Annotated in this window: 19 protein-coding genes and 1 pseudogene; 6 read left to right on the top strand and 14 right to left on the bottom strand. The window is 53.5% G+C overall.

The genetic code is table 11. From position 1 onward, the window contains the following. Positions 1-211 precede the first annotated feature (211 nt). From ruvA to ACO2Q8_RS20545, 7 genes and pseudogenes are all read right to left on the bottom strand, one after another. Positions 212-805, bottom strand: a complete 594-nt coding sequence (gene ruvA / locus ACO2Q8_RS20515; RefSeq protein ID WP_423346726.1) for a Holliday junction branch migration protein RuvA — start codon at positions 803-805, stop codon at positions 212-214. 150 nt (positions 806-955) lie between these two features. Then, positions 956-2,536, bottom strand: a complete 1,581-nt coding sequence (locus ACO2Q8_RS20520; protein ID WP_423346727.1) for a LysM peptidoglycan-binding domain-containing protein — start codon at positions 2,534-2,536, stop codon at positions 956-958. A 268-nt stretch (positions 2,537-2,804) separates the two neighbouring features. Further along, positions 2,805-2,987, bottom strand: a pseudogene (locus ACO2Q8_RS20525) (toxin-antitoxin system TumE family protein); the annotation flags it as partial. A gap of 170 nt (positions 2,988-3,157) precedes the next feature. After that, complete coding sequence (locus tag ACO2Q8_RS20530; RefSeq protein ID WP_423346728.1) at positions 3,158-3,463, bottom strand: hypothetical protein; 306 nt, start codon at positions 3,461-3,463, stop codon at positions 3,158-3,160. A 62-nt stretch (positions 3,464-3,525) separates the two neighbouring features. Continuing rightward, entirely contained in the window at positions 3,526-4,968 is a 1,443-nt protein-coding gene (gene gatA, locus ACO2Q8_RS20535) for an Asp-tRNA(Asn)/Glu-tRNA(Gln) amidotransferase subunit GatA (protein ID WP_423346729.1), read from the bottom strand. A gap of 196 nt (positions 4,969-5,164) precedes the next feature. Beyond that, positions 5,165-5,374: a Sec-independent protein translocase subunit TatA/TatB gene (locus tag ACO2Q8_RS20540; protein ID WP_114408458.1), complete on the bottom strand. Its 210-nt coding sequence runs from the start codon at positions 5,372-5,374 to the stop codon at positions 5,165-5,167. An 84-nt stretch (positions 5,375-5,458) separates the two neighbouring features. Beyond that, positions 5,459-5,893: a YkvA family protein gene (locus ACO2Q8_RS20545; protein WP_423346730.1), complete on the bottom strand. Its 435-nt coding sequence runs from the start codon at positions 5,891-5,893 to the stop codon at positions 5,459-5,461. Positions 5,894-6,136: 243 nt separating this feature from the next. On the opposite strand from ACO2Q8_RS20545, the gene mdh reads away from it, so the two are divergent. Beyond that, positions 6,137-7,072, top strand: coding sequence for a malate dehydrogenase (mdh, locus tag ACO2Q8_RS20550; protein WP_423346731.1), 936 nt, complete (start codon positions 6,137-6,139; stop codon positions 7,070-7,072). Positions 7,073-7,162: 90 nt separating this feature from the next. Here mdh and ACO2Q8_RS20555 read toward each other — a convergent pair whose 3' ends face one another. From ACO2Q8_RS20555 to ACO2Q8_RS20565, 3 genes are all read right to left on the bottom strand, one after another. Continuing rightward, complete coding sequence (locus ACO2Q8_RS20555) at positions 7,163-8,578, bottom strand: hypothetical protein (protein ID WP_423346732.1); 1,416 nt, start codon at positions 8,576-8,578, stop codon at positions 7,163-7,165. Positions 8,579-8,789: 211 nt separating this feature from the next. Next, on the bottom strand, positions 8,790-11,252 hold the full coding sequence (locus ACO2Q8_RS20560) for a zinc-dependent metalloprotease (protein ID WP_423346733.1): 2,463 nt from the start codon (positions 11,250-11,252) through the stop codon (positions 8,790-8,792). Between the two features lie 111 nt (positions 11,253-11,363). Continuing rightward, complete coding sequence (locus tag ACO2Q8_RS20565; RefSeq protein ID WP_423346734.1) at positions 11,364-12,092, bottom strand: SIMPL domain-containing protein; 729 nt, start codon at positions 12,090-12,092, stop codon at positions 11,364-11,366. Positions 12,093-12,211: 119 nt separating this feature from the next. Between ACO2Q8_RS20565 and ACO2Q8_RS20570 the strand changes: the two genes are divergently transcribed. Beyond that, entirely contained in the window at positions 12,212-12,793 is a 582-nt protein-coding gene (locus ACO2Q8_RS20570) for a hypothetical protein (protein WP_423346735.1), read from the top strand. Between the two features lies 1 nt (position 12,794). On the opposite strand, the gene ACO2Q8_RS20575 is transcribed toward ACO2Q8_RS20570, so the two are convergent. Next, complete coding sequence (locus tag ACO2Q8_RS20575; RefSeq protein WP_423346736.1) at positions 12,795-13,436, bottom strand: peptidoglycan DD-metalloendopeptidase family protein; 642 nt, start codon at positions 13,434-13,436, stop codon at positions 12,795-12,797. A 125-nt stretch (positions 13,437-13,561) separates the two neighbouring features. Between ACO2Q8_RS20575 and ACO2Q8_RS20580 the strand changes: the two genes are divergently transcribed. Continuing rightward, entirely contained in the window at positions 13,562-15,058 is a 1,497-nt protein-coding gene (locus ACO2Q8_RS20580; protein ID WP_423346737.1) for a peptide MFS transporter, read from the top strand. 95 nt (positions 15,059-15,153) lie between these two features. Here the strand turns inward: ACO2Q8_RS20580 and ACO2Q8_RS20585 are convergent, their stop codons facing one another. Then, positions 15,154-15,489 (bottom strand): translation initiation factor, encoded by a 336-nt coding sequence (locus ACO2Q8_RS20585; RefSeq protein WP_423346738.1) that lies wholly within the window; start codon positions 15,487-15,489, stop codon positions 15,154-15,156. A gap of 58 nt (positions 15,490-15,547) precedes the next feature. Here ACO2Q8_RS20585 and ACO2Q8_RS20590 point away from each other — a divergent pair, with 58 nt between their 5' ends. After that, a complete protein-coding gene (locus ACO2Q8_RS20590; protein WP_423346739.1) occupies positions 15,548-16,468 on the top strand; it encodes an Rpn family recombination-promoting nuclease/putative transposase in 921 nt (306 codons plus the stop codon). A gap of 3 nt (positions 16,469-16,471) precedes the next feature. On the opposite strand, the gene ACO2Q8_RS20595 is transcribed toward ACO2Q8_RS20590, so the two are convergent. Beyond that, the gene (locus ACO2Q8_RS20595; protein WP_423346740.1) at positions 16,472-17,347 is read right to left on the bottom strand and encodes a diacylglycerol/lipid kinase family protein; all 876 of its coding nucleotides are present in this window, start codon (positions 17,345-17,347) and stop codon (positions 16,472-16,474) included. A 188-nt stretch (positions 17,348-17,535) separates the two neighbouring features. Between ACO2Q8_RS20595 and ACO2Q8_RS20600 the strand changes: the two genes are divergently transcribed. Both ACO2Q8_RS20600 and ACO2Q8_RS20605 read left to right on the top strand, forming a co-directional pair. Beyond that, entirely contained in the window at positions 17,536-17,967 is a 432-nt protein-coding gene (locus ACO2Q8_RS20600; RefSeq protein WP_423346741.1) for a YybH family protein, read from the top strand. A gap of 21 nt (positions 17,968-17,988) precedes the next feature. Beyond that, positions 17,989-18,396 carry a MaoC family dehydratase gene (locus ACO2Q8_RS20605; RefSeq protein ID WP_423346742.1) on the top strand — a complete coding sequence of 136 codons (408 nt, stop codon included), beginning with the start codon at positions 17,989-17,991 and terminating at the stop codon, positions 18,394-18,396. A 74-nt stretch (positions 18,397-18,470) separates the two neighbouring features. On the opposite strand, the gene ACO2Q8_RS20610 is transcribed toward ACO2Q8_RS20605, so the two are convergent. Continuing rightward, positions 18,471-18,650, bottom strand: coding sequence for a histone H1 (locus ACO2Q8_RS20610; protein WP_423346743.1), 180 nt, complete (start codon positions 18,648-18,650; stop codon positions 18,471-18,473). Positions 18,651-18,665 lie beyond the last annotated feature (15 nt).

Below are 18,665 nucleotides of genomic sequence, written 5' to 3' on the forward strand. Positions count from 1 at the left end.
CCGGCCGGGTCAATCGGTGGTACTCAACACATTCCAAGAGAGGCACGTATAATTTGATTCGGTGGATAAGGCGTTTTCTTCAAAAGGAGTTTATCTCTACAAGCAAACGGCGAAAACCTTGCCAATATTTTAGTTAAAAGTGAAGAGTTAAAAGTTAAAAGTAGGCTGACGCGTAGTATCCTATTTTTAACTTTTAACTTTTAACTTTTAACTACTTGAGAGCCAGACGGATAAGCTGCTCAACACTGAGTTCATCCCCTTCCCGCTTGAGGATGGTGTCGAGGCTTTTTTCGGCAACCGGTTTTGGGATTCCCAGCGTGACCAGCGCGGCCAAAGCTTCATCGCGCACGGGGTTGGCCGACATGCGGTAATTCGGGGTGTCGGCTTGGGCCAGAATACCGGCTTTCTTCATTTTGTCACGCAGTTCCAGAATAACCCGCTGGGCGGTTTTGCTACCGATCCCTTTAATGCTCTGTACAGCCTTGACATTTTCCATCAGGATAGCCTGCCGGAGTTCGTTGGGTGCCAGCGTCGATAGCATCGTAAGCGCCGTGTTTGGACCAATGCCCGAAACGCCGATCAAATCCAGGAAAAGCGTTTTTTCATCCAGTTCCCCAAAACCGTATAGCGTCTGGGCATCCTCACGGATATGCTGGTAGGTAAACAGTTTATACGATTCACCCGGTTTGGGCAAAGCCGTCGAGGTATACAGGGAGATGTGGATTTCGTAGCCAATTCCGTTGGTTTCCAGAATAACCAGTGTTGGCTCTTTGTGGGCAACTTTTCCAGTGATGTAAGCAATCATACAAGGGCTTGGCAACCCGTCAAAAAGCGGGTTTTCACCCAACAAAGATACAAAAGAGTTAAGAGTTATGAGTTAAGAATTAAGAGTTGGCTCCGCCACTTTCCAGAAAACGGCGGAGCCAACTCTTAACTCTTAACTCATAACTCTTAACTAACCTACGATTAGGCGCTGGCCGGGTTTGAGGGAGTTACCTTTGATTTTGTTTAGTTTCTTCAGTTCTTCAACGGTCAGGTCGCTGTAGCGCTGTGAAATATTCCATAGCGTATCGCCTTCCTGAACGCGGTGGTATTTCGGTTTGTAGCTTTTCGTTTTTTTAGCCACCTCAGTTTTGAGCTGGCTTTTGGCGGTACTGGCCAGGCGAGTCGAGGTCGATGGTACAGCCGGTTCGCGCAGAATGGTCAGCTTCTGACCCCGTTGAATTCGATTTGATCGCAGGTGATTCCATTTCTTCAGGTCGTAGACTTCGACATTGTATTTTTCTGCAATGTTCGACAAAGCCTCCCCTTTCTTCACGACATACACCAACTTTTTGGGTTTCCGACGGACCACTTGCTCCACATCTTCCTCCTCTTCCGCCAGTGAATTGGCCGCTACCACAAGCTGCGACTCCCGGGCCTGTTCCTCATTGGCATCCGTAAAGGGGAAATGATCGCGTTTGGTAGCCGAACCCGACCCGTAATCCACGCTCTCGGTGGTTGCCAGCAGCATGTTCGTCGACACCATTGGCGAGCGGCCTGCCGAATCGAGAATGGCCCGGCGGTTGGCCGCAAAGTAATCAAAATGCGCTTTGGGTACCCGCAACACAAAACCGCGCGTCTGATCGGACAACACACCGGTCATGATCGAGGGGTTCATTTTCTGGATTTCGGTCAGCGGCACCCCACTGTATTGGCAAAACCGCTCGATCGACAGGTAGCCGTTGACGTGAATGGTATCGCAGGGAATCGGGTATTCGGGCCGCTCGGCGTAGATCCCGTGGTCGTTGGCGTAGTTCATCATGTAAGTCAGGGCGATAAACTGTGGCACATACGCCCGGGTTTCTTTCGGCAGGTAGTCATAGATGGTCCAGAACGAATCGCCCCCCGACCGTCGCATGGCCCGCTTAACCGTTCCGGGGCCGCTGTTGTAAGCTGCCAGAGCCAGGTGCCAGTCACCGAAGACATTGTATAACCGCTTCAGGTACCGGCATGCCGCATCCGTCGATTTAACCGGGTCCATCCGCTCATCAACGTATTGATCCTGATACAGTTGGTATTCTTCGCCCGTATACGGCATAAACTGCCAGAGCCCCCCGGCACCCACGCGCGACACCGCTTTCGGGTCGAGCGAGGACTCAACAATGGACAGGTATTTCAGCTCGTCGGGAATTTCGTGTTGGGCCAGTACCCGTTCGTACAGCGGAAAAAACATGGGTACACGCTCCAGCACTTTTTTGGTGTAACTCGGCTTCCGGAAGGTGAAGTAGTCGATGAAGCCGTGGACGGTTTTGTTGTAGTTCAGCGGAATGTCCTTTTCGAGTTTGGCCAGCCGCTCCCGCAAAACGGGTTCCGGAATGGACAACACCTCGGGCACATCCTGTACATCAATGGTTGTCTCTTCGTTGACGTCGGCTCTGACACCATTGGTGTCGGCCTGGAAATAAGCGCCCCAGGAGCGGGGGCTAACACTGACAAAAATCAAGGCAATACAAGCCAAGCGGAGGCCGTGAAGGGTCTTCTTCAGGTTCGACATGAGCAGGTTTTTGGTTACATTTTGGTTACGTATTTCCGGTGGTCTGAGCGGTATGGTGGATAAAAATAGGACAAAAATTAGTTCACATCAAACTTTCACGCAAAATAAGCCTGAAAACTTACCGAATTGTCTCTACCCGGCTGCGCTACGAAGTGCGGTCAGAAAATGAAGCAAGTTACAAGAACCGTGCCTTTTGGGGTAAAATACCGCTAATAGACGGAGATCTTCCCAAGAAGCGGTTGTATGTGGTTGTATGTAGTGAGGCTAGTTATTGACTTGTCAATTGGCCCTCAATGTAACGCAGGACATCCATCAGATGCATTTCCGATGAAGGTTCAATCTGGTTCTCGTCGCCAACGTGCTTGTGGTGAGGGAAAGTCGGGATGTGACGATGATGAGAAGCATTATCCCATCGGATAATAAGCTCAAATTGTCCACTCATCCATTGGAAGGCATACTTTCGCTACTGAATGCCGTGGATCTGAATTTCCGTGAACTCTAGAATCGAGTGATCTACCAACACCAGACGAGCTTTATATTCTGATAAGTGGCCGTCCTGGCGATTGCTTATCGTCCGATTTTTAAGAATCAAATGGGTAAAGTGGTCGAAAACTTCTTCACTCATTGATTTAAAGCCAGTAAGTCATTTCGATAAGCGCGGACTACATCCAGGGCCGTTTCCCACTGCATGCTATCGTCTTCTTTTTCCAGCATTGAGTACGGCTTAATTTGGTCGAATTGCTGACTAAACTGATCAAAATCGAAACCGTATTTCTGTTGAAAAAAATCGACTCGGCTCTGATAATACGCAATTTTTTGTTCGAGGATGCTCCGGGCCTGCTCGCGGGCAAAGTCAACCAGTGAAGCATACCCCAACCCCTGAATGGTTTGAATTAATACATCATTGTTGCCTGCCGGAGTTGTCATGACCCTGTTTAATTTATGGCTTTTCTTTCAAACAGCCTGAAGCCAAATCACGTTCCACTTTCCTACACCTCAACCCCCGCCCGTTGGGTAAGCGACTGGGCCGTGGCCAGCAGATCGGCTTCCCGGAACGGAGCGGCCATCAACTGAAAACCGATCGGCAGACCGGTTTCGTCAGTGCCGTTCGGAATGGAAATGGCTGGGCAACCGACCACATTGGCCTGGACCGTAAAGATATCAGCCAGGTACATTTGTAGTGGATCGCTGGCTTTCTCGCCAATCCGGAAAGCTGTCGTGGGCGTCACGGGCGATGCAACCAGGTCGTACCGGGCAAAGAGCGCATCGGTTTCATCTTTAATCAACCGGCGGACCTGCTGGGCCTTCGTATAATAAGCGTCGTAATAACTCGAACTGAGAGCAAATGTACCGAGGATGATGCGCCGACGCACTTCATCGCCAAAACCGTCGGTCCTGGATTTTTTGTAGAGCGATTCCAGATCGGTAGCCTCCGGACTGCGGAAACCATACCGAACCCCGTCAAACCGCGACAGGTTCGAACTGGCTTCAGCGGTGGTCAGGATGTAATAGGTAGGCAGGATGTGTTTCAGCAACGGGAAATCCACCGGTTCAACGGTATGGCCCTGCTCGCGCAGCCGGTCGAGCGCTTCCTGCGTTTTCTGCCGGATGACCGGATCGACGCCCTCGCTCTCGACCCCTTCGCGCAGGTAGCCGATGCGCAGCGAACGGTCGAGCGTCAAGGACTGGCTATAGGCCGGAACCGGATGACGGCTCACGGTGCTGTCGAACTCGTCGGCACCCGCCATGATTTCCAGCAGCAAAGCCGCATCTTCGACGGTTTTGGTAATCGGCCCGATGCAGTCGAACGACGACGCATAGGCAATCAATCCCCAGCGCGACACCCGGGCGTAGGTCGGTTTCAGACCAATCGTCCCGCAGAACGCCGACGGCTGGCGGACCGAACCGCCCGTATCGGACCCCAGCGACGCCAGACACAAACCGGCCTGCACCGCCACCGCCGAACCACCCGACGAACCGCCCGGCACCCGGCTGGTGTCGAACGCATTCCGCACCGGCCCAAAGGCCGAGTTTTCGTTCGAGGAGCCCATCGCAAACTCGTCGCAGTTCTGCCGCCCGATGATAATCACGTCTTCCGTAATCACCCGTTGCACCGCCGTGGCCGTAAACTGCGACACAAAACCGTCGAGGATCCGGCTTCCGGCCTGGACACCGTGCTGGTTGTAACACAATACGTCCTTGATTCCGAGCACCATCCCGGCCAGTCGGCCCGCTGTTCCGGCTTGCAGCCGGGCATCCACTTCGTCGGCCCGCTGACGGGCTTCATCGGCATAGACGGCCACGAAGGCGTTGAGATGGCGGTTTTCGTCGATGCGTTGCAGGTAGTGTTCGACCAGTTGGCGGCAGGTAATGGCTCCCGCTGCCAGGTCACGCTGAATGTCGGAAAGGGAATCGTACGGTTTTACGGGCATACCTCAGGTACGGCTGGTAGAAAAAAAGAGACAACAGAACGACCGATCAGGCCGAGCTGTTGTCTGAGTAAAATCGTGGAAATATCGAATATTGAATCCAGAATAATGAATATTGAAGGGAACATCGTCTAATTCGAAGTTCGTTATTCAATATTCATTATTCGATATTCCTACATTGTTCGATATTCCTAAATTCTTATTTCACATTCGTATCGCGAAGTCCTTCTTCGATATTTTCGCGCACGTCTTTGGTAGCGTCTTTGAATTCTTTAATGCCTTTGCCAAGTCCCTTCATCAGATCGGGAATCCGTTTTGCACCGAAGAACAACAGGATCACCAAACCAATCAAAAGAAGCTCGGTTCCGCCGAGTGAGCCCAGGAATGCATAAATTGTGAGTAATGCCATGATAGTAAGAATTATGAGTGTATGCAGAAACTCTTTACAAATGTAACGAATATTACGAATTTATTGCGCACTAAAAAAACGTTTTCACCCAATTTTAATCGCCGAGGAATGGGTTCGCTCCCACTCCCGAAACCGGTCGATATCCTCCGAAATGGAGCTGACCAGCCACAGAATGAGCGCGATGTCATCGGCCATGCCCAGCACCGGCAGCACGTCCGGAATGAAATCGAGGGGTGACACGAAATACACCAACACGGCCACCATCCGCAGCAGCGTTTTGCCCGAAATGGCCCGGTACTCGCCCTTGGCGTAGGCCCGCACCATCCGCACGACGATGTTGATCTGGTCTTTGGCGGCCGAGTAACTTCCTCCTACCCCCAGCGACCGGGATTTGTTGGCCACTCGTTGCAGCAACTCCAGCAGACTTTTGCCACTGCGGGCATACCGCGATGCTTTTTTCGTGGAACGCCGAAAAAAAATAGAACTGAGAATAGCCGTTACTAAGCGACGGTTTGCCATAGGTATATTGTTGTATAATGTCTCTGATAAATTGGACACGTATATAACACAAATTCGGGATCAAAAGTCTGATTCTTCAAAAAAAAGCCTAGCGCACGGTACGAGTGTTCACTGGCTCTCCTATTTTTGTACCGGTCAAAATCAGGGCAATCCTTCATCCGCTGCCCGACTCGTTATTGATTCAAAAACCGGCTGGTCCCTGAGGATATTACCAGTATTACCAAAATTTAAACCATTAACTCTATGAAAATTACCGTTGTAGGTGCCGGGGCTGTAGGTGCGACCTGTGCCGATAACATCGCCCGCCGTGAATTAGCCGAGGAGGTCGTCCTCCTGGATATCAAAGAAGGCTTGAGCGAAGGCAAAGGTCTGGACATGCTTCAGGCGTCTACGTTACTGGATTGTGATGTCAAAATCACGGGTTCTTCCAATAAGTACGAATTAACGGCCAATTCGGATGTTGTCGTGATCACATCGGGTCTGCCGCGTAAACCCGGAATGACCCGCGAAGAACTGATCGGGACCAACGCCAACATCGTGAAAGGCGTGACCGAAAACATCCTGAAGTACTCGCCAGACGCGATTTTCGTCATCATTTCCAACCCGATGGATACCATGACGTACCTGGCGCTGAAATCGTCCGGACTGCCCAAAAACCGCATCATCGGCATGGGCGGTATTCTGGATTCGGCCCGGTTTAAAACCTATTTGTCGCTGGCCCTCGACTGCTCGCCCAACGATTTGCAGGGCACGGTGATCGGCGGTCACGGCGATACCACGATGATTCCGCTGACCCGGCTGGCAACCTTCTCGGGCGTGCCGGTCAGCCAGTTTCTCGACGCTGAAACGCTGCAAAAAGTGGCTGCCGATACGATGGTGGGCGGAGCAACCCTGACAAAGCTGATCGGTACGTCGGCCTGGTATGCACCGGGAGCCGCCGGAGCCATTCTGGTCGAAAGCATCGTGCGCGACCAGAAGCGGGTTTTCCCCTGCTGCGTGTACCTGGAAGGAGAATACGGCCAGTCGGATATCTGCCTGGGCGTCCCGGTCGTGATCGGTCGGAATGGTTGGGAAAAAATCATCGATTTCGAGTTGAATGAAGACGAAAAAGCCGCTTTCAATAAATCCGCCGACGCCGTTCGGAACATGAACGATGTGTTGAAAACGCTGGAGTTGTAAGAAAGACAAGAGAGCAAAGAAGTGAGATAATAGACAATTTAGGTCCATCAGGGCCTGGTCTATTGTCTCACTTCTTTGCTCTCTTGTCTTTTAGATAAACACCTGATATTGCAGCACGACCTGCCCGCGACGGCCCTGCGCGTCGAGCTGGCCGGACGGTAATGCGATGAAATACGGACGGTTTTGGTAATCGAGCGTCAGCTTGCCGTTGTGCCCGTTGATCAGCCAGTTCAGGCCGAGGTTGTAAATGCCCATCGTGCCGTCGACCCGGTCAAACCGGTTAATCTGCGCCTGTGCGTACGGCAGCAGCGTCCCGCTGCCGCCCAACAATCCTTGCCGAAACAGATACCCCACCTGCCCATACACCACACTGCCCGTTCCGAACATCGGAAACGCGTTGCCCTGCGTACCGCCCAGTCCGCCGACCGGCTGCGTGGTGCCGCTGGCCGGATTCATGATCCCGTTGTAGCGCAGGTAATTCTTGCCGTAATCCAGGTTAAAATAGCCGAGGTAGGCGCTAAGGGCCGAACCCGTCGCGCGGTTGGTCGGCATATCCAGAAAAACCGCCACCGACCAGAGGTTCAGGTTCTGATACACCGTATCGGCAACCGTTTCGCCGGTATGCCAGGTGGCCTTTTTCTGCGTAATAAAGCCGGCTTCGAGGTTGAGCATTTTCTTTTTCCCGAGGTAGGTCCCGGTCATGTAACCGGGTGTCTGGTGCGACTCTTTGTCAAAAAACTGGTAAAGCAGCAAGCCCTGGAATTGCTTGTGATGGCCTTTCAGAGCGAAGTTGGCATTGGGGCCGAGCGCAGGCGGGGTGGCGCCGTTGGTCTGAACCGGGAACGGATCGCTGACGACGACCCGGTAGTCGAGCGGCCCAACCTGACCGCGGGCGTAGACGCTCAGTTTCCGCGAAAACTCGTCGGTCTGGTCGACAGTGGTCTGGGCAAAAACCGGCACGTCCATCGACAGAATCGAACTGATGCTCGGCTGGCTGAACCGCGAGAGGCCGTTCACAATAGTCAGTCCGGCGCCGAGTTTCAGGTAATCGCGGTTCTTAAACACGGTGTATTCGCCCACGGCATCGTGAAAAAACGCCTGTATCTTCCGATTCGAGGGCGTTCCGCTGGTGTTATACGCCGGAAAACCGTTCAGGAAGTTGAAGTTGTTCATCCCGAACTGAAGGTAGAGAAAGACGCGGTCGTTGAGTTGGCCAAACAGTTGAATTCGGGTTCGGCGCAGGCCAATGTCGAAGGTGTTGTCTTTCGGATCACCGGTCACCGTGGTACCGGGATTGCTCTCCGTAAACCGTAACCAGGTCTGGTTAAGAAAAGTCGCCTTGAAAAAATGCGTGCCCGACTCGTTCAGGTTGTATTTCAGTTCGTTTTTTTCGGAAACCGGTTTTGGCCGGGTCGGTGCGCCGGACAACGCCAACGAATCGGCAGACTGCTGGGCGAGTCCCCAATGACTACTTAATAAACTAATAAAGGCCAGTACTTTTTTCATATGAGTTAGTTTGGATAGGCTTTAGACTACAGACAAGAGAAAAAAGCCGACGGTCTACCCGGTTTTAGGTCACTTATCTTTTATGTCTCGCATAAAAAAAACAGAACGGCCCAAAAGCAGGCCGTTCTGTTTGCCTTTCTGTAAAAAGTAGGTTGATGCGGTTTAAAACACTAAACCTGACGAATATATCCCGGCTCTTCAGCGCCCTTCATTACCATTTCCACTCACAGGCCGGTTCGCCCAGCAATCCTTCCAGCCACTCCTGACCCGAGTCGATGGGCTGGCCGTCGGGGGGGGGCAGCACGGGGCTGGTCGTGACCTCCGCCGGGTTTTGCTCGTATTGCCGGATCAGGTGCGTAATCAGCCCGTACGTGCCATCCGACAGGGTCGGTTCTACCATACCTTTGATGCGGAGCAAGGTCCGGTGTGCCAGATCGCGGGTGGTGCCGTCGGCATCCTTGTTATGGGCCAGCGCGATGAGTTGTTCGGCCACTTTCAGGCTGGTCATCCGGCTGATTTCGGCGGTGTACCCCCGGTCGCCGAGCCGTTTGTAAACCGTTCGGACCAATTGATTCAGCACATCGTCGAGCCCGAGTTGAGTCGGATCGAGCATTTTCTGGTGGACCAGCCGGGCGCAGCGTTCGGGATTGAGCAGCATCCGCAGCGTCATGCCCACGGCGGCTTCGGGCGGGCCGAGCGGGTCGAACGTTAGACCGGTTCGCCGTTTGAACACTTCCCGTGTATTCGGGCTGTAGCGAAACGGGCGCGGAGGAATTGATTTGAGTAAAACCGGCGGCACGGCCAGTATCTGCGGATTGAGTGTCGACAGCAAGGCATCGAGCGCTCGGCGTTGCTCTTCCGCCGGAACCACATCCTGAACCGGCTGCCCATCGCCCCGCAACGCATTCGTGTAGGTCCGTCCGCCCAGCACCTTGGCCGTAGCCTCGGTTTGATACCGGTGGAACAAATACATCGGGACAAATACCTCTTCCAGTGTCGCCATCGGCGCACCGGCCGGTATTTTCTTCTCAGAGAAATGATCCAGCGCCACCCGGCGCACTTCCAGCGTCCGCTTCAGTTCGTCGACGGCATTGGCTCCGTTGTCCCAAAGGTGCGTAGCCGGGTGGGCGCTGCCCTCGGGCCGGGCGTCCTGGTCAGTCAGGAACGTCAGCCCTTTGGCGTGCATTTGACGGACAATCTTATCCAGTTCCTGTTTTTCGTTCGTCCCGGCCGGAAAATCCTGGTAGCCCCAGATGATGCTCCATTTGTCGTAGTCGCCGATTCGTTTCGTATACGCATCCGAGAGGTCGATGTTGGCCCCTTTCAGTTTGGCGACCATGTGCGGATAATCCATCACCGACGCCTGGTTTTGCGTGCTCGCAATATAATTGTGCGGCAAGCCAAGTGTATGCCCGACTTCGTGGGCCGCCAGTTGCCGCAGCCGGTCGAGCGACATCTGCATCATTTCGGATACGTGCGACGTATCTGTATCGAATTTTCCGACCAGCCCCTGCGCAATCAGGTAATCCTGACGCACGCGCAGCGAACCGAGCGTCACTTTGCCTTTGATGATTTCGCCGGTTCGGGGGTCGATGATGCTCGCGCCGTACGACCAACCGCGCGTCGAGCGGTGCACCCACTGCACGAGGTTATAGCGAATGTCCATCGGGTCGGCATCGGGTGGGAGCAGCTTCACCTGAAAGGCATCTTTGTACCCGGCGGCTTCAAACGCCTGATTCCACCAGGCGGTGCCTTCCAGAAGGGCCGTCCGGATCGGTTCGGGCGTGCCGGGATCGAGGTAATACACAATCGGTTTGACGGCTTCGCTGACAGCGGCTTTGGGATCTTTCTTTTCCAGCCGGTGCCGTGAAATATACCGCTTGACGATGGGCTGGCTCACTGGCGTAGCATAGTCGAAATACTCGATGCCCCCGTAACCGATGCGTGGGTCGAACTCGCGGGGTTTAAAACCGGGTTCGGGCAATTGCACAAACGAGTGGTGCTGGCGCATGGTCACGGCGGTGGGCGTCGGCACCACCGAGCGCAGGTATGCGCCGGGCGCGTCGCCAGTCAGCGTGATCGTAACTTCAAACTCGGTATTTTGCGGAAACGATTTGGTGTGCGGCAGGTACATCGCACACCGGCTGGCATCGAGCCGAAATGTACCCTGGCGCGTCTGGCTAATGGCCTGAATGGCCCCCACGGCATCCTGAAGCAGAAAAGGCGTGAGGTCGACCAGCACGCTATTACCTTCTTCGGCGGCTACCTCAAACCCCCAATGTACCGACTGCGCAAAGGACTCTTCGACGGCCCGGCGTTCGAGCGGGTCGTTGCTGATGGCACGGTACTGGTAGTTCGGCTCCACCATCAGCACCTTCGGGCCGCTGCGCTGAAACTTGATGATGTGTTCCTGCCCCAGCCGCCCGCGATCGAGGCCAATGTCGTTGGAGCCAATGCCCGACGCCAGCGTGGGGTAATACAGCAGTTCGGTGTCGAACTTGTCGATTTCAAGCCAGATTTTGCCTTTTTTGGCATCCCAGTAAAACGGCAAAAAACCGGGTTGTTTTTCCATCCCCTTCGTGAAAGCACTAATGGTCGCCGGAGAGACCGGTGGGGTTTGGGCGAAAGCGAAAGACCGAATTAAAAGGGTTAGTACAAGCAGAAGTTTGTTCATAAAGTGCCGGTTAATATTCCCACGCTAAAATAGGAAAGGGATGGTTTAGAATCCCAAACCACCCCCGTTTTCAAGCAACTTATTGAAAAATAGTACCAACTCCGCCAAAAATCACTTCAATTCATACGTCACTTTAACCCGCGCCGGAATACGGATGGTCTGCGGAATATCCAATAAACTCCCCCCGTAGCCTACCTGTACCCTTTCGGCCATGGCAGTTGCTCCCAGCACAAACCGCCCCTGCAAGATCGGGTCGGTTTCTTCTGTATCCCGCACACTCAACACCGCGCCCAGCGTTCGACCGGCGGCTTTTGCCAGGATGACGGCTTTTCCACGGGCCACCTCAACGGCTTTTTCCAGCACCAAATTTTTGCTTTGTTCTTCTTTGGTGGAATGATACGTAGCCGCAAACCGGTTGAAGTTAGCATTGATCAGCGCCAGTTGCAGGGCCGGATAGCGGTCGGGCTTGTCGAGGTTGAAAATTACCTGTTGCATCGTCACGATTTCGGTGCGCCGTTCACCCGTTTGATAAATATCGTTCTGATTTTTTTGCACCTGCAACAACGTATACTGAATGGTCTTCTCGTCAATCTGGTACTCTTTGAGTAACTTCACCAACCGTTTTTCGGCGGCCTGGTGAGCCTCGAACGCCTTCCGTGCATCGGTTGGGTCCGAATATTGTAGGGTAACCGTTACGCGGACCTGATCAGCGGGCAATTCCAGTTCGGCATCACCCAGGACGACGATCCGGTTGGTAGGCAAATCCGGCGTCTGCGCAAGTTGCGCCGTTGCTGACGAAAGGCTCAGCAAACTCAAAACAATGAAAGAAAGTTTATGCATATTTGTAAAAGATTACTAATGGTTAACCGTTTTTAGGTATGGGTAATTTTGCCCATGTCGAAAGTTCCTACACCGTCTGTCCTTACTTTTTGATGTTGGCTCGTTGAGTTTGTATGGCTATGCGTTATCTCCTCCCTCTGTTGTTTATTGGCCTGGTCGAACTTGGCGGTTGCAAGGGTCCCTCCGACCCGCCTGACGAGCCCGGTCCGCTTACGACGGTTTACCGCATCCGGTCTGGTCAGCACTACGCCGACCAGGAAGGTCTATCGTTCACGTCCAAAACCAGCCTGTCGTTCAGTGTCACGTTCGACAGTTCAGCCATTTATACGAGCAAAATTCCCGAGAACCAGCACGACATCAACAAACTTTACGGTTTTTCGGATTGTGGTGCCCATCATCAAACCGCCAGCGCCCGTTTTGGCTGGAACTGGCGCGACAATGCGTTGCGCATTTATGCCTACTGTTACCGCAATGGTGAACGCGTTTCGCAGGAACTCGGCACGGTGGCCCTCAATCAACCCACGGACTATAAAATCAGCATCGTCAGTGACAACTATGTCTTCACCTTTAAAGGCAAGGAAACTATCATAACAAGAGGGTGTAACACCGTCCAGAGCACCAACCGCTATCGGCTTTACCCGTATTTCGGTGGTGACGAACCCGCCCCGCACGACATCACGATTTCCATCACCGAACGCTAAGCTACAGGCCCGGAATACCCAGCAACCGGTTCGGGTCCGGACAAATCGCCAGGTAACGCTCCCGCTCCGACAAGCTGCAAACGCCCGGAAAGTCTCCGTGATGACCCAGCAAATCGGTCATCAGTTGGAAATGCAGGTGCGGAGGCCAGTCGCCGTTTTCGGGATACGGCCCGATTTCACCGATCTGCTGCCCGGCTTTCACCGGCATTCCCTCCCGTAAGCCGTTCAACGACAAGCGGCTAAGGTGCCCGTAAAGCGAATAAAGCGGTTTTTCGCCGGGTTGCTGATGGGCCAGAATAATCGTTGGGCCGTAATCGCCAAAGTGATTGTTGTCCTGAAAACTGTGAACAAAACCGTCCAGCGGGGCAAAAACCGGGGTTCCGGCTTCGGCCCAGAGGTCGATGCCCAGGTGAATGCAGCGGGGTTCGCCGGTCTGGTTAAAATGCGCACTTCGCCGGTAGATAACCCGGTTTTCGTTGTACCCGCCGACGCCCACAATGGCCCCGCTCCGGCGAAGCTGCCCAAAAACATACTCAGTAAACCGGGCGGTATCGGTCAGGTCAAGACCCGGAAGATCGTTATTCCGTTCGGTGAAGTCCAGCACCACGAAGGGATCGCGTTGAAAATTAACGGGTAGTACCATGCCGCAAAGTTCGGCGATTTCGTTAATAACGGAGCAAGTTTTGGGAGATTCCGGGGCATCGGCTATATTTAATATGCTTTTTACCAAAACGAATCCTGTTAACGCTCATCAACCCAACCTGACGAATGCAAGCAACTGCCTCACCCCCAAGCTCTTCAACATCGGCAAAACACCCCACCGGTTTATACGTCCTGTTTTTCACCGAAATGTGGGAGCGGTTCAGTTATTACGGGATGCGGGCTATTTTGCTGCTCTTCCTGATCGACAACGTGCGGGGCGGTATGGGGCTTAGCGAAGCCGAAGGCGCGGCCATCTACGGCCTGTACACCGGCTCGGCCTACCTGCTCTCATTGCCCGGTGGCTGGATTGCCGACAACATCCTGGGCCAGCGCAAATCCATCTGGTACGGCGGTTTTGTCATCATGTTCGGGCACATTCTGCTGGCGATTCCAGGTGGTAATGTACTGTTTTTTACCGGCTTGGCTACGGTAGCCCTCGGCACCGGTTTGCTCAAACCCAATATCAGCTCCATCGTCGGTGAACTGTATCCGGAAGGCGGTGCCCGGCGCGATGCCGCTTTTTCCATTTTTTACATGGGCATCAACCTGGGTTCTTTCCTGGGCATTACCATTGTGGGCTACCTGGGTCAGAAAGTAGGCTGGCACTACGGTTTTGGAGCAGCCGCCGTCGGGATGTTCCTGGGGCTGATTGTTTTCCGGGTTTTCGGCCAGAAATACCTGCGTGGCTACGGCGACGTACCGACCAAAACCGAGGCAACAACTGAAAGTGGCAACCAGAGCCGAAGCCTGTTATTTCTGGCCGTTTTAGTCGGTATACTAGTCATTTTACAGGTTGCAGGCATACTCGACCTGACCACGGCACAGGGCCTGGCAAAAGGGGCAGGCATCATTATCACGCTGACGGCGGTCGGCTATTTCCTGTTCATTCTGCTGGCGGGCGGATTGACGCTGGTCGAAAAGAAGCGGGTGGGCGTTCTGTTCGTGTTTTTCCTGGCGTCGGCCATCTTTTGGGCCGGTTTTGAACAACAAGGCTCGTCGCTCCAGATCTTTGCGGATCGCTATACCGACCTTAACCTATTCGGCTGGCAGATGCCGTCGAGCTGGTTCCAGAACTTCAACCCGGCTTTCATCCTGCTCTTTTCTCCGGTTCTGGCGGCTCTCTGGATTTTTCTGGGAAAACGAAACCAAAATCCACCCCCGCACCTGAAGTTTGTGGTGGCGCTTTTCCTGCTCGGCCTGGGGTATCTGGTGATGGTGGCGGCCTCAAACATTGCCCTGACCGGCGAACTGACTTCCCCGGTTTTTCTGACATTCACGTATCTCTTCCATACGCTCGGTGAGCTTTGCCTGAGCCCCGTGGGCCTGAGTTCGTTCACGAAGCTGGCGCCCAAACGCTACGTCAGCCAGTTGATGGGCATCTGGTTTGTCGGCACCTCGCTCGGTAACCTCATCGCCGGTTTGTTCGCGGGCGGTTTCGACGAAGAAAACGTGCAGCAAATGCCCGGCCTCTTCATGAGCGTCGTTTACTTCAGCTTCGGCTTCGCGGCCCTCATCCTGCTCTTCCACAAACCCCTGAAGCGCTGGATGGGCGGGGTTCAGTGATGAGTTAAGAGTTAAGAATTAAGAGTTGACTCCGCTGTTTCCTGTAAAGTGGCGGAGCCAACTCTTAATTCTTAACTCTTAACTCATCACTGAAATCAGCCTCCTGCTTTCTTGCCTTTGTAGCCTTTACTGGTTAGCCAGGTCAGGATCTTGTCGCGGTGATCGCCCTGAATCAGGATTTCGCCGTCTTTGGCCGAGCCGCCGGAGCCGCAGACGGTTTTGAGTTGTTTGGCGAGATCGGTCAGGTCGGTTTCCGTGCCGACGAAATCCCGGATGGCCGTCACGATTTTGCCGCCCCCTTTCCGATCCAGCCAGATTTTCAGGTTTTGCTGCGCCGGGGATAGCGTTTCTGCTTCCGGTTCATGATCAGCTTCGTAGTGGAAGTCGGGATTGGTCGAATAGATGATCCCCGTACGGTTTTTCTTGCTCATGAGTCGTTTACGAAAAAATGCGTAAGTTGCTGCCCGGACAAAAGTACGCATCGGCCCGGTGAATCATCCACACGACAAATTATTTAAGCAAACATTCTCACAGCCTGCCGTCGTGGCCTCGCTGATCCAGGACCTGTTTCCGCCCGAATTAGCCGCTGAAATTGACCTTAACAGTCTACAGTTGACGAACAACTCCTATATCGACGAAGCGTTGAACGAGCATTTCGCCGACCTGGTTTATCAGTGTACGCTCCGCAATCTGACGGTTTTTCGCATCGCCTTATTGCTTGAACACAAAAGTTATCCGGATAAACATCCCCATCTTCAGTTACTCCGGTACATGCTCAATCACTGGCAACAGGATGTGCAGCATGGCACCGGCTTGACGCCCATCATTCCGGTCGTGATTTACCACGGCAATTCCCGCTGGACCTACCGTTCGCTGGCATCGCAACTGGCCGGTTTTCACGAAAGTCTGCGCCAATACATTCCCGATTTTGAGTACATCCTGGTCGACCTGTCGCACCTGGATGACGAGCGAATTCTCGCGTTTCGCAACAAATTTCTGGCCCTGTCATCAATGCTGTTAAAATACCACGACAACAGGCGCTACATCCGGGTTCTGAAGCAGCACATCCAATCATTGCTGGCGACGGTGACGGTCGAGGAACTAGCTGCCCTTATTCTGCCAACGTTTTTGTATTTATCCGAAACATCGAATTTGACCAGCAACGAGATTGTTGCTATTTTTAAAATGGTTTCTCAAAAAACGGAACAAGTTGCTATGAACGCTGCCGAACAATTGCGTATGGAAGGCCGACTGGAAGGCCGACAACAAGGCCACCAGGAAGCTACGGTTGCCCACATCAAAGGCCTTCTGGAACTGGGGCTGACAACCGCCGACATCGCCAAAGCGTTTAAGCTGCCCGAAAAAACCGTACTGGAGATTGTACAGCAGCTCAAAAACCGCGAAAGCTGAGACTCAGCGAATAACCAGCAAACTCGACGGCACAACCTGCACCGTCGCCGTGTTGGTTGCCAACTGCACCGGTTCGCCATCAACGTGGATCAACAGGGAATCCGCCCCTTTCACCGTCACCGAGCGGGTTGGGCGCACGGTCAGATAGCCCGACTCATCGAGGGTTTTGTTGAAAAGCCGCCAGGCCAGCGCCCCCACCGCCGAGCGCGGAAACGGTTTCAGCAGACACACATCCAGCAAGCCGTCGGCTACGTTGGCTTTCGGCGCAATCCAGGCGTTATTGCCAAACTGTCCGGCATTGGCGACCGTGAGCGAAAACAAGGTATGGGTTTTCCCGTCAATCTCGTAGCTGGCGGGCTCGTACGACCAGAAGGCGCGGTAGGTCGTTCGAATGTAGGTGGGCAACCCCCGGACTGGCTGCCGGACAAACTCGTGGGCTACATACGCGTCAAAGCCAATACCCGTCGTGCAAAAAAAGGCGTGTTCGTTGATCCGTCCGCTGTCGATGACGACCGGTCGGCCGTTGATCGCCGACTCGATGGCCTTGCGGGGATTCAACGGCACACCCAGATGCCGCGCCAGCCCATTGCCCGACCCCACGGGCACAATTCCCAAGGCCGTTTGCGTATGCAGCAGCGCCCGGGCGGTTTCGTTCATCGTACCATCTCCGCCAATGACGATGATGCGCCGAATGCCTTGCCGCACGGCATCGGCTGACAGTTCGGTGGCATGGCCGGGGTGTTTCGTAAAAACCGCTTCGGGCTGAAAACCGGCTTCCGGTGCTTTTTTGAGCAGAAAATCGATCCACTGTTGCTTCTGAGCCAGCGAAGCCGTGCCCGACAACGGGTTGACAATGGCCAGCAAGGTCGTTGATGCCACGGTCAGGAGAAGAAGATGAACAGCAACAGGATAAACACCACAATGAAAATGTAATACCAGCCGTCGGAAAAGACGTATGGCTTGTACTCTTCGTAAAATTTGCGGATTTTATTCATTAGTATTGGAGAAATTTTCGGGGCCGGACACCCGGTTTCCGTCCAACTTGCTTCCTCAAAGTTCGGCATAAAATGAAAAAACTCTATACCCTGCTCCTGTTTTTATTGACGCTTTCAGTCGCCCACGCCCAAACCGCAGCCGACCGGAAAGCGATTCTGGCCACGCTGGACCGCCAGACCGCCGACTGGAACGCGGGCAACACCGAAGCGTTCATGAAAGGCTACTGGCCTTCGGACTCGCTGACGTTTGTGGGCAAAGTGGGCGTCACGTACGGGTATGAAGCCACCCTGAGCAATTACAAACGCCGGTATCCGGACCGGGCCTCAATGGGAACGCTGAAGTTTACGATTTTGAAACTGGACTTTCCGGCCAATGGAGTCGCCTACGTGATCGGAAAATTTCACCTGACCCGCCCGCAAATCGGCGATGCCGAAGGTCATTTTACCTTACTTTGGCGAAAAATTAAAGGCCAGTGGCTCATCGTGAGCGACCATTCGAGTTAGGCCGGTTTTTACCTTTTTTGTATGACTACTTTTGAATTGAATGCCGTCCATCGGCACACGTTCCGCTTTACACAAGCCGATGTTGAAGCTTTTGCCCGGGTGACCGGCGACGACAACCCGCTGCATCTAGACCCGGACTTTGCCAGCCAGACTCCGTTCAAACGGCCCATCATCCACGGCATGCTCGGGGCCAGTGTTTTTACGAAAGTGCTGGGCACGGAATTTCCGGGGCACGGTTCGGTTTACCTGAAACAGACGCTGGAGTTTTTCCGTCCCATGTTTGTCGATACCGACTACGAAGCGGTTTTTACGGTCATCTCGACCAACCCCGACAAGCACACCGCCGAAGTCAGCACTGAAATTAAGGACGGACAAACCGGCAAAATCACAACGCGGGGCGTAGCAACGTTGATGTACAAAAAGAATTGACGGTTCATTTGGCTTACAATCAAACAAGCCCGGCAGAAGTGCCGGGCTTGTTTGATTGTGGAGTGATTTGGTGTTTACGCCTTCGCATTTTTCTGATCCTGAACTTCAGCGCGGATATTCTGAGCCAATGTCTTCAGATCCTGCATGCCTTTGCGTACGCGTGTACCGGCTGCCTGATTGCCTTTTTCGTAAAACTTTTCGAAATCGCCTTCCAAAGACATAACCAGATTTTTTATTTCATCAAAGCGTGCCATAACAGTTCGTATGGG

The sequence above is a fragment of the Larkinella sp. VNQ87 genome, assembly GCF_049445795.1.
Taxonomy (GTDB): Bacteria; Bacteroidota; Bacteroidia; order Cytophagales; family Spirosomataceae; genus Larkinella.

Excerpts from the sequence above, each read along its gene's own strand:
- ruvA (WP_423346726.1), bottom strand. The coding sequence starts at position 805 with ATGATTGCTTACATCACTGGAAAAGTTGCCCACAAAGAGCCAACACTG.
- ACO2Q8_RS20520 (WP_423346727.1), bottom strand. The coding sequence starts at position 2,536 with ATGTCGAACCTGAAGAAGACCCTTCACGGCCTCCGCTTGGCTTGTATT.
- ACO2Q8_RS20530 (WP_423346728.1), bottom strand. The coding sequence starts at position 3,463 with ATGACAACTCCGGCAGGCAACAATGATGTATTAATTCAAACCATTCAG.
- gatA (WP_423346729.1), bottom strand. The coding sequence starts at position 4,968 with ATGCCCGTAAAACCGTACGATTCCCTTTCCGACATTCAGCGTGACCTG.
- ACO2Q8_RS20540 (WP_114408458.1), bottom strand. The coding sequence starts at position 5,374 with ATGGCATTACTCACAATTTATGCATTCCTGGGCTCACTCGGCGGAACC.
- ACO2Q8_RS20545 (WP_423346730.1), bottom strand. The coding sequence starts at position 5,893 with ATGGCAAACCGTCGCTTAGTAACGGCTATTCTCAGTTCTATTTTTTTT.
- mdh (WP_423346731.1), top strand. The coding sequence starts at position 6,137 with ATGAAAATTACCGTTGTAGGTGCCGGGGCTGTAGGTGCGACCTGTGCC.
- ACO2Q8_RS20555 (WP_423346732.1), bottom strand. The coding sequence starts at position 8,578 with ATGAAAAAAGTACTGGCCTTTATTAGTTTATTAAGTAGTCATTGGGGA.
- ACO2Q8_RS20560 (WP_423346733.1), bottom strand. The coding sequence starts at position 11,252 with ATGAACAAACTTCTGCTTGTACTAACCCTTTTAATTCGGTCTTTCGCT.
- ACO2Q8_RS20565 (WP_423346734.1), bottom strand. The coding sequence starts at position 12,092 with ATGCATAAACTTTCTTTCATTGTTTTGAGTTTGCTGAGCCTTTCGTCA.
- ACO2Q8_RS20570 (WP_423346735.1), top strand. The coding sequence starts at position 12,212 with ATGCGTTATCTCCTCCCTCTGTTGTTTATTGGCCTGGTCGAACTTGGC.
- ACO2Q8_RS20575 (WP_423346736.1), bottom strand. The coding sequence starts at position 13,436 with ATGGTACTACCCGTTAATTTTCAACGCGATCCCTTCGTGGTGCTGGAC.
- ACO2Q8_RS20580 (WP_423346737.1), top strand. The coding sequence starts at position 13,562 with ATGCAAGCAACTGCCTCACCCCCAAGCTCTTCAACATCGGCAAAACAC.
- ACO2Q8_RS20585 (WP_423346738.1), bottom strand. The coding sequence starts at position 15,489 with ATGAGCAAGAAAAACCGTACGGGGATCATCTATTCGACCAATCCCGAC.
- ACO2Q8_RS20600 (WP_423346741.1), top strand. The coding sequence starts at position 17,536 with ATGAAAAAACTCTATACCCTGCTCCTGTTTTTATTGACGCTTTCAGTC.
- ACO2Q8_RS20605 (WP_423346742.1), top strand. The coding sequence starts at position 17,989 with ATGACTACTTTTGAATTGAATGCCGTCCATCGGCACACGTTCCGCTTT.
- ACO2Q8_RS20610 (WP_423346743.1), bottom strand. The coding sequence starts at position 18,650 with ATGGCACGCTTTGATGAAATAAAAAATCTGGTTATGTCTTTGGAAGGC.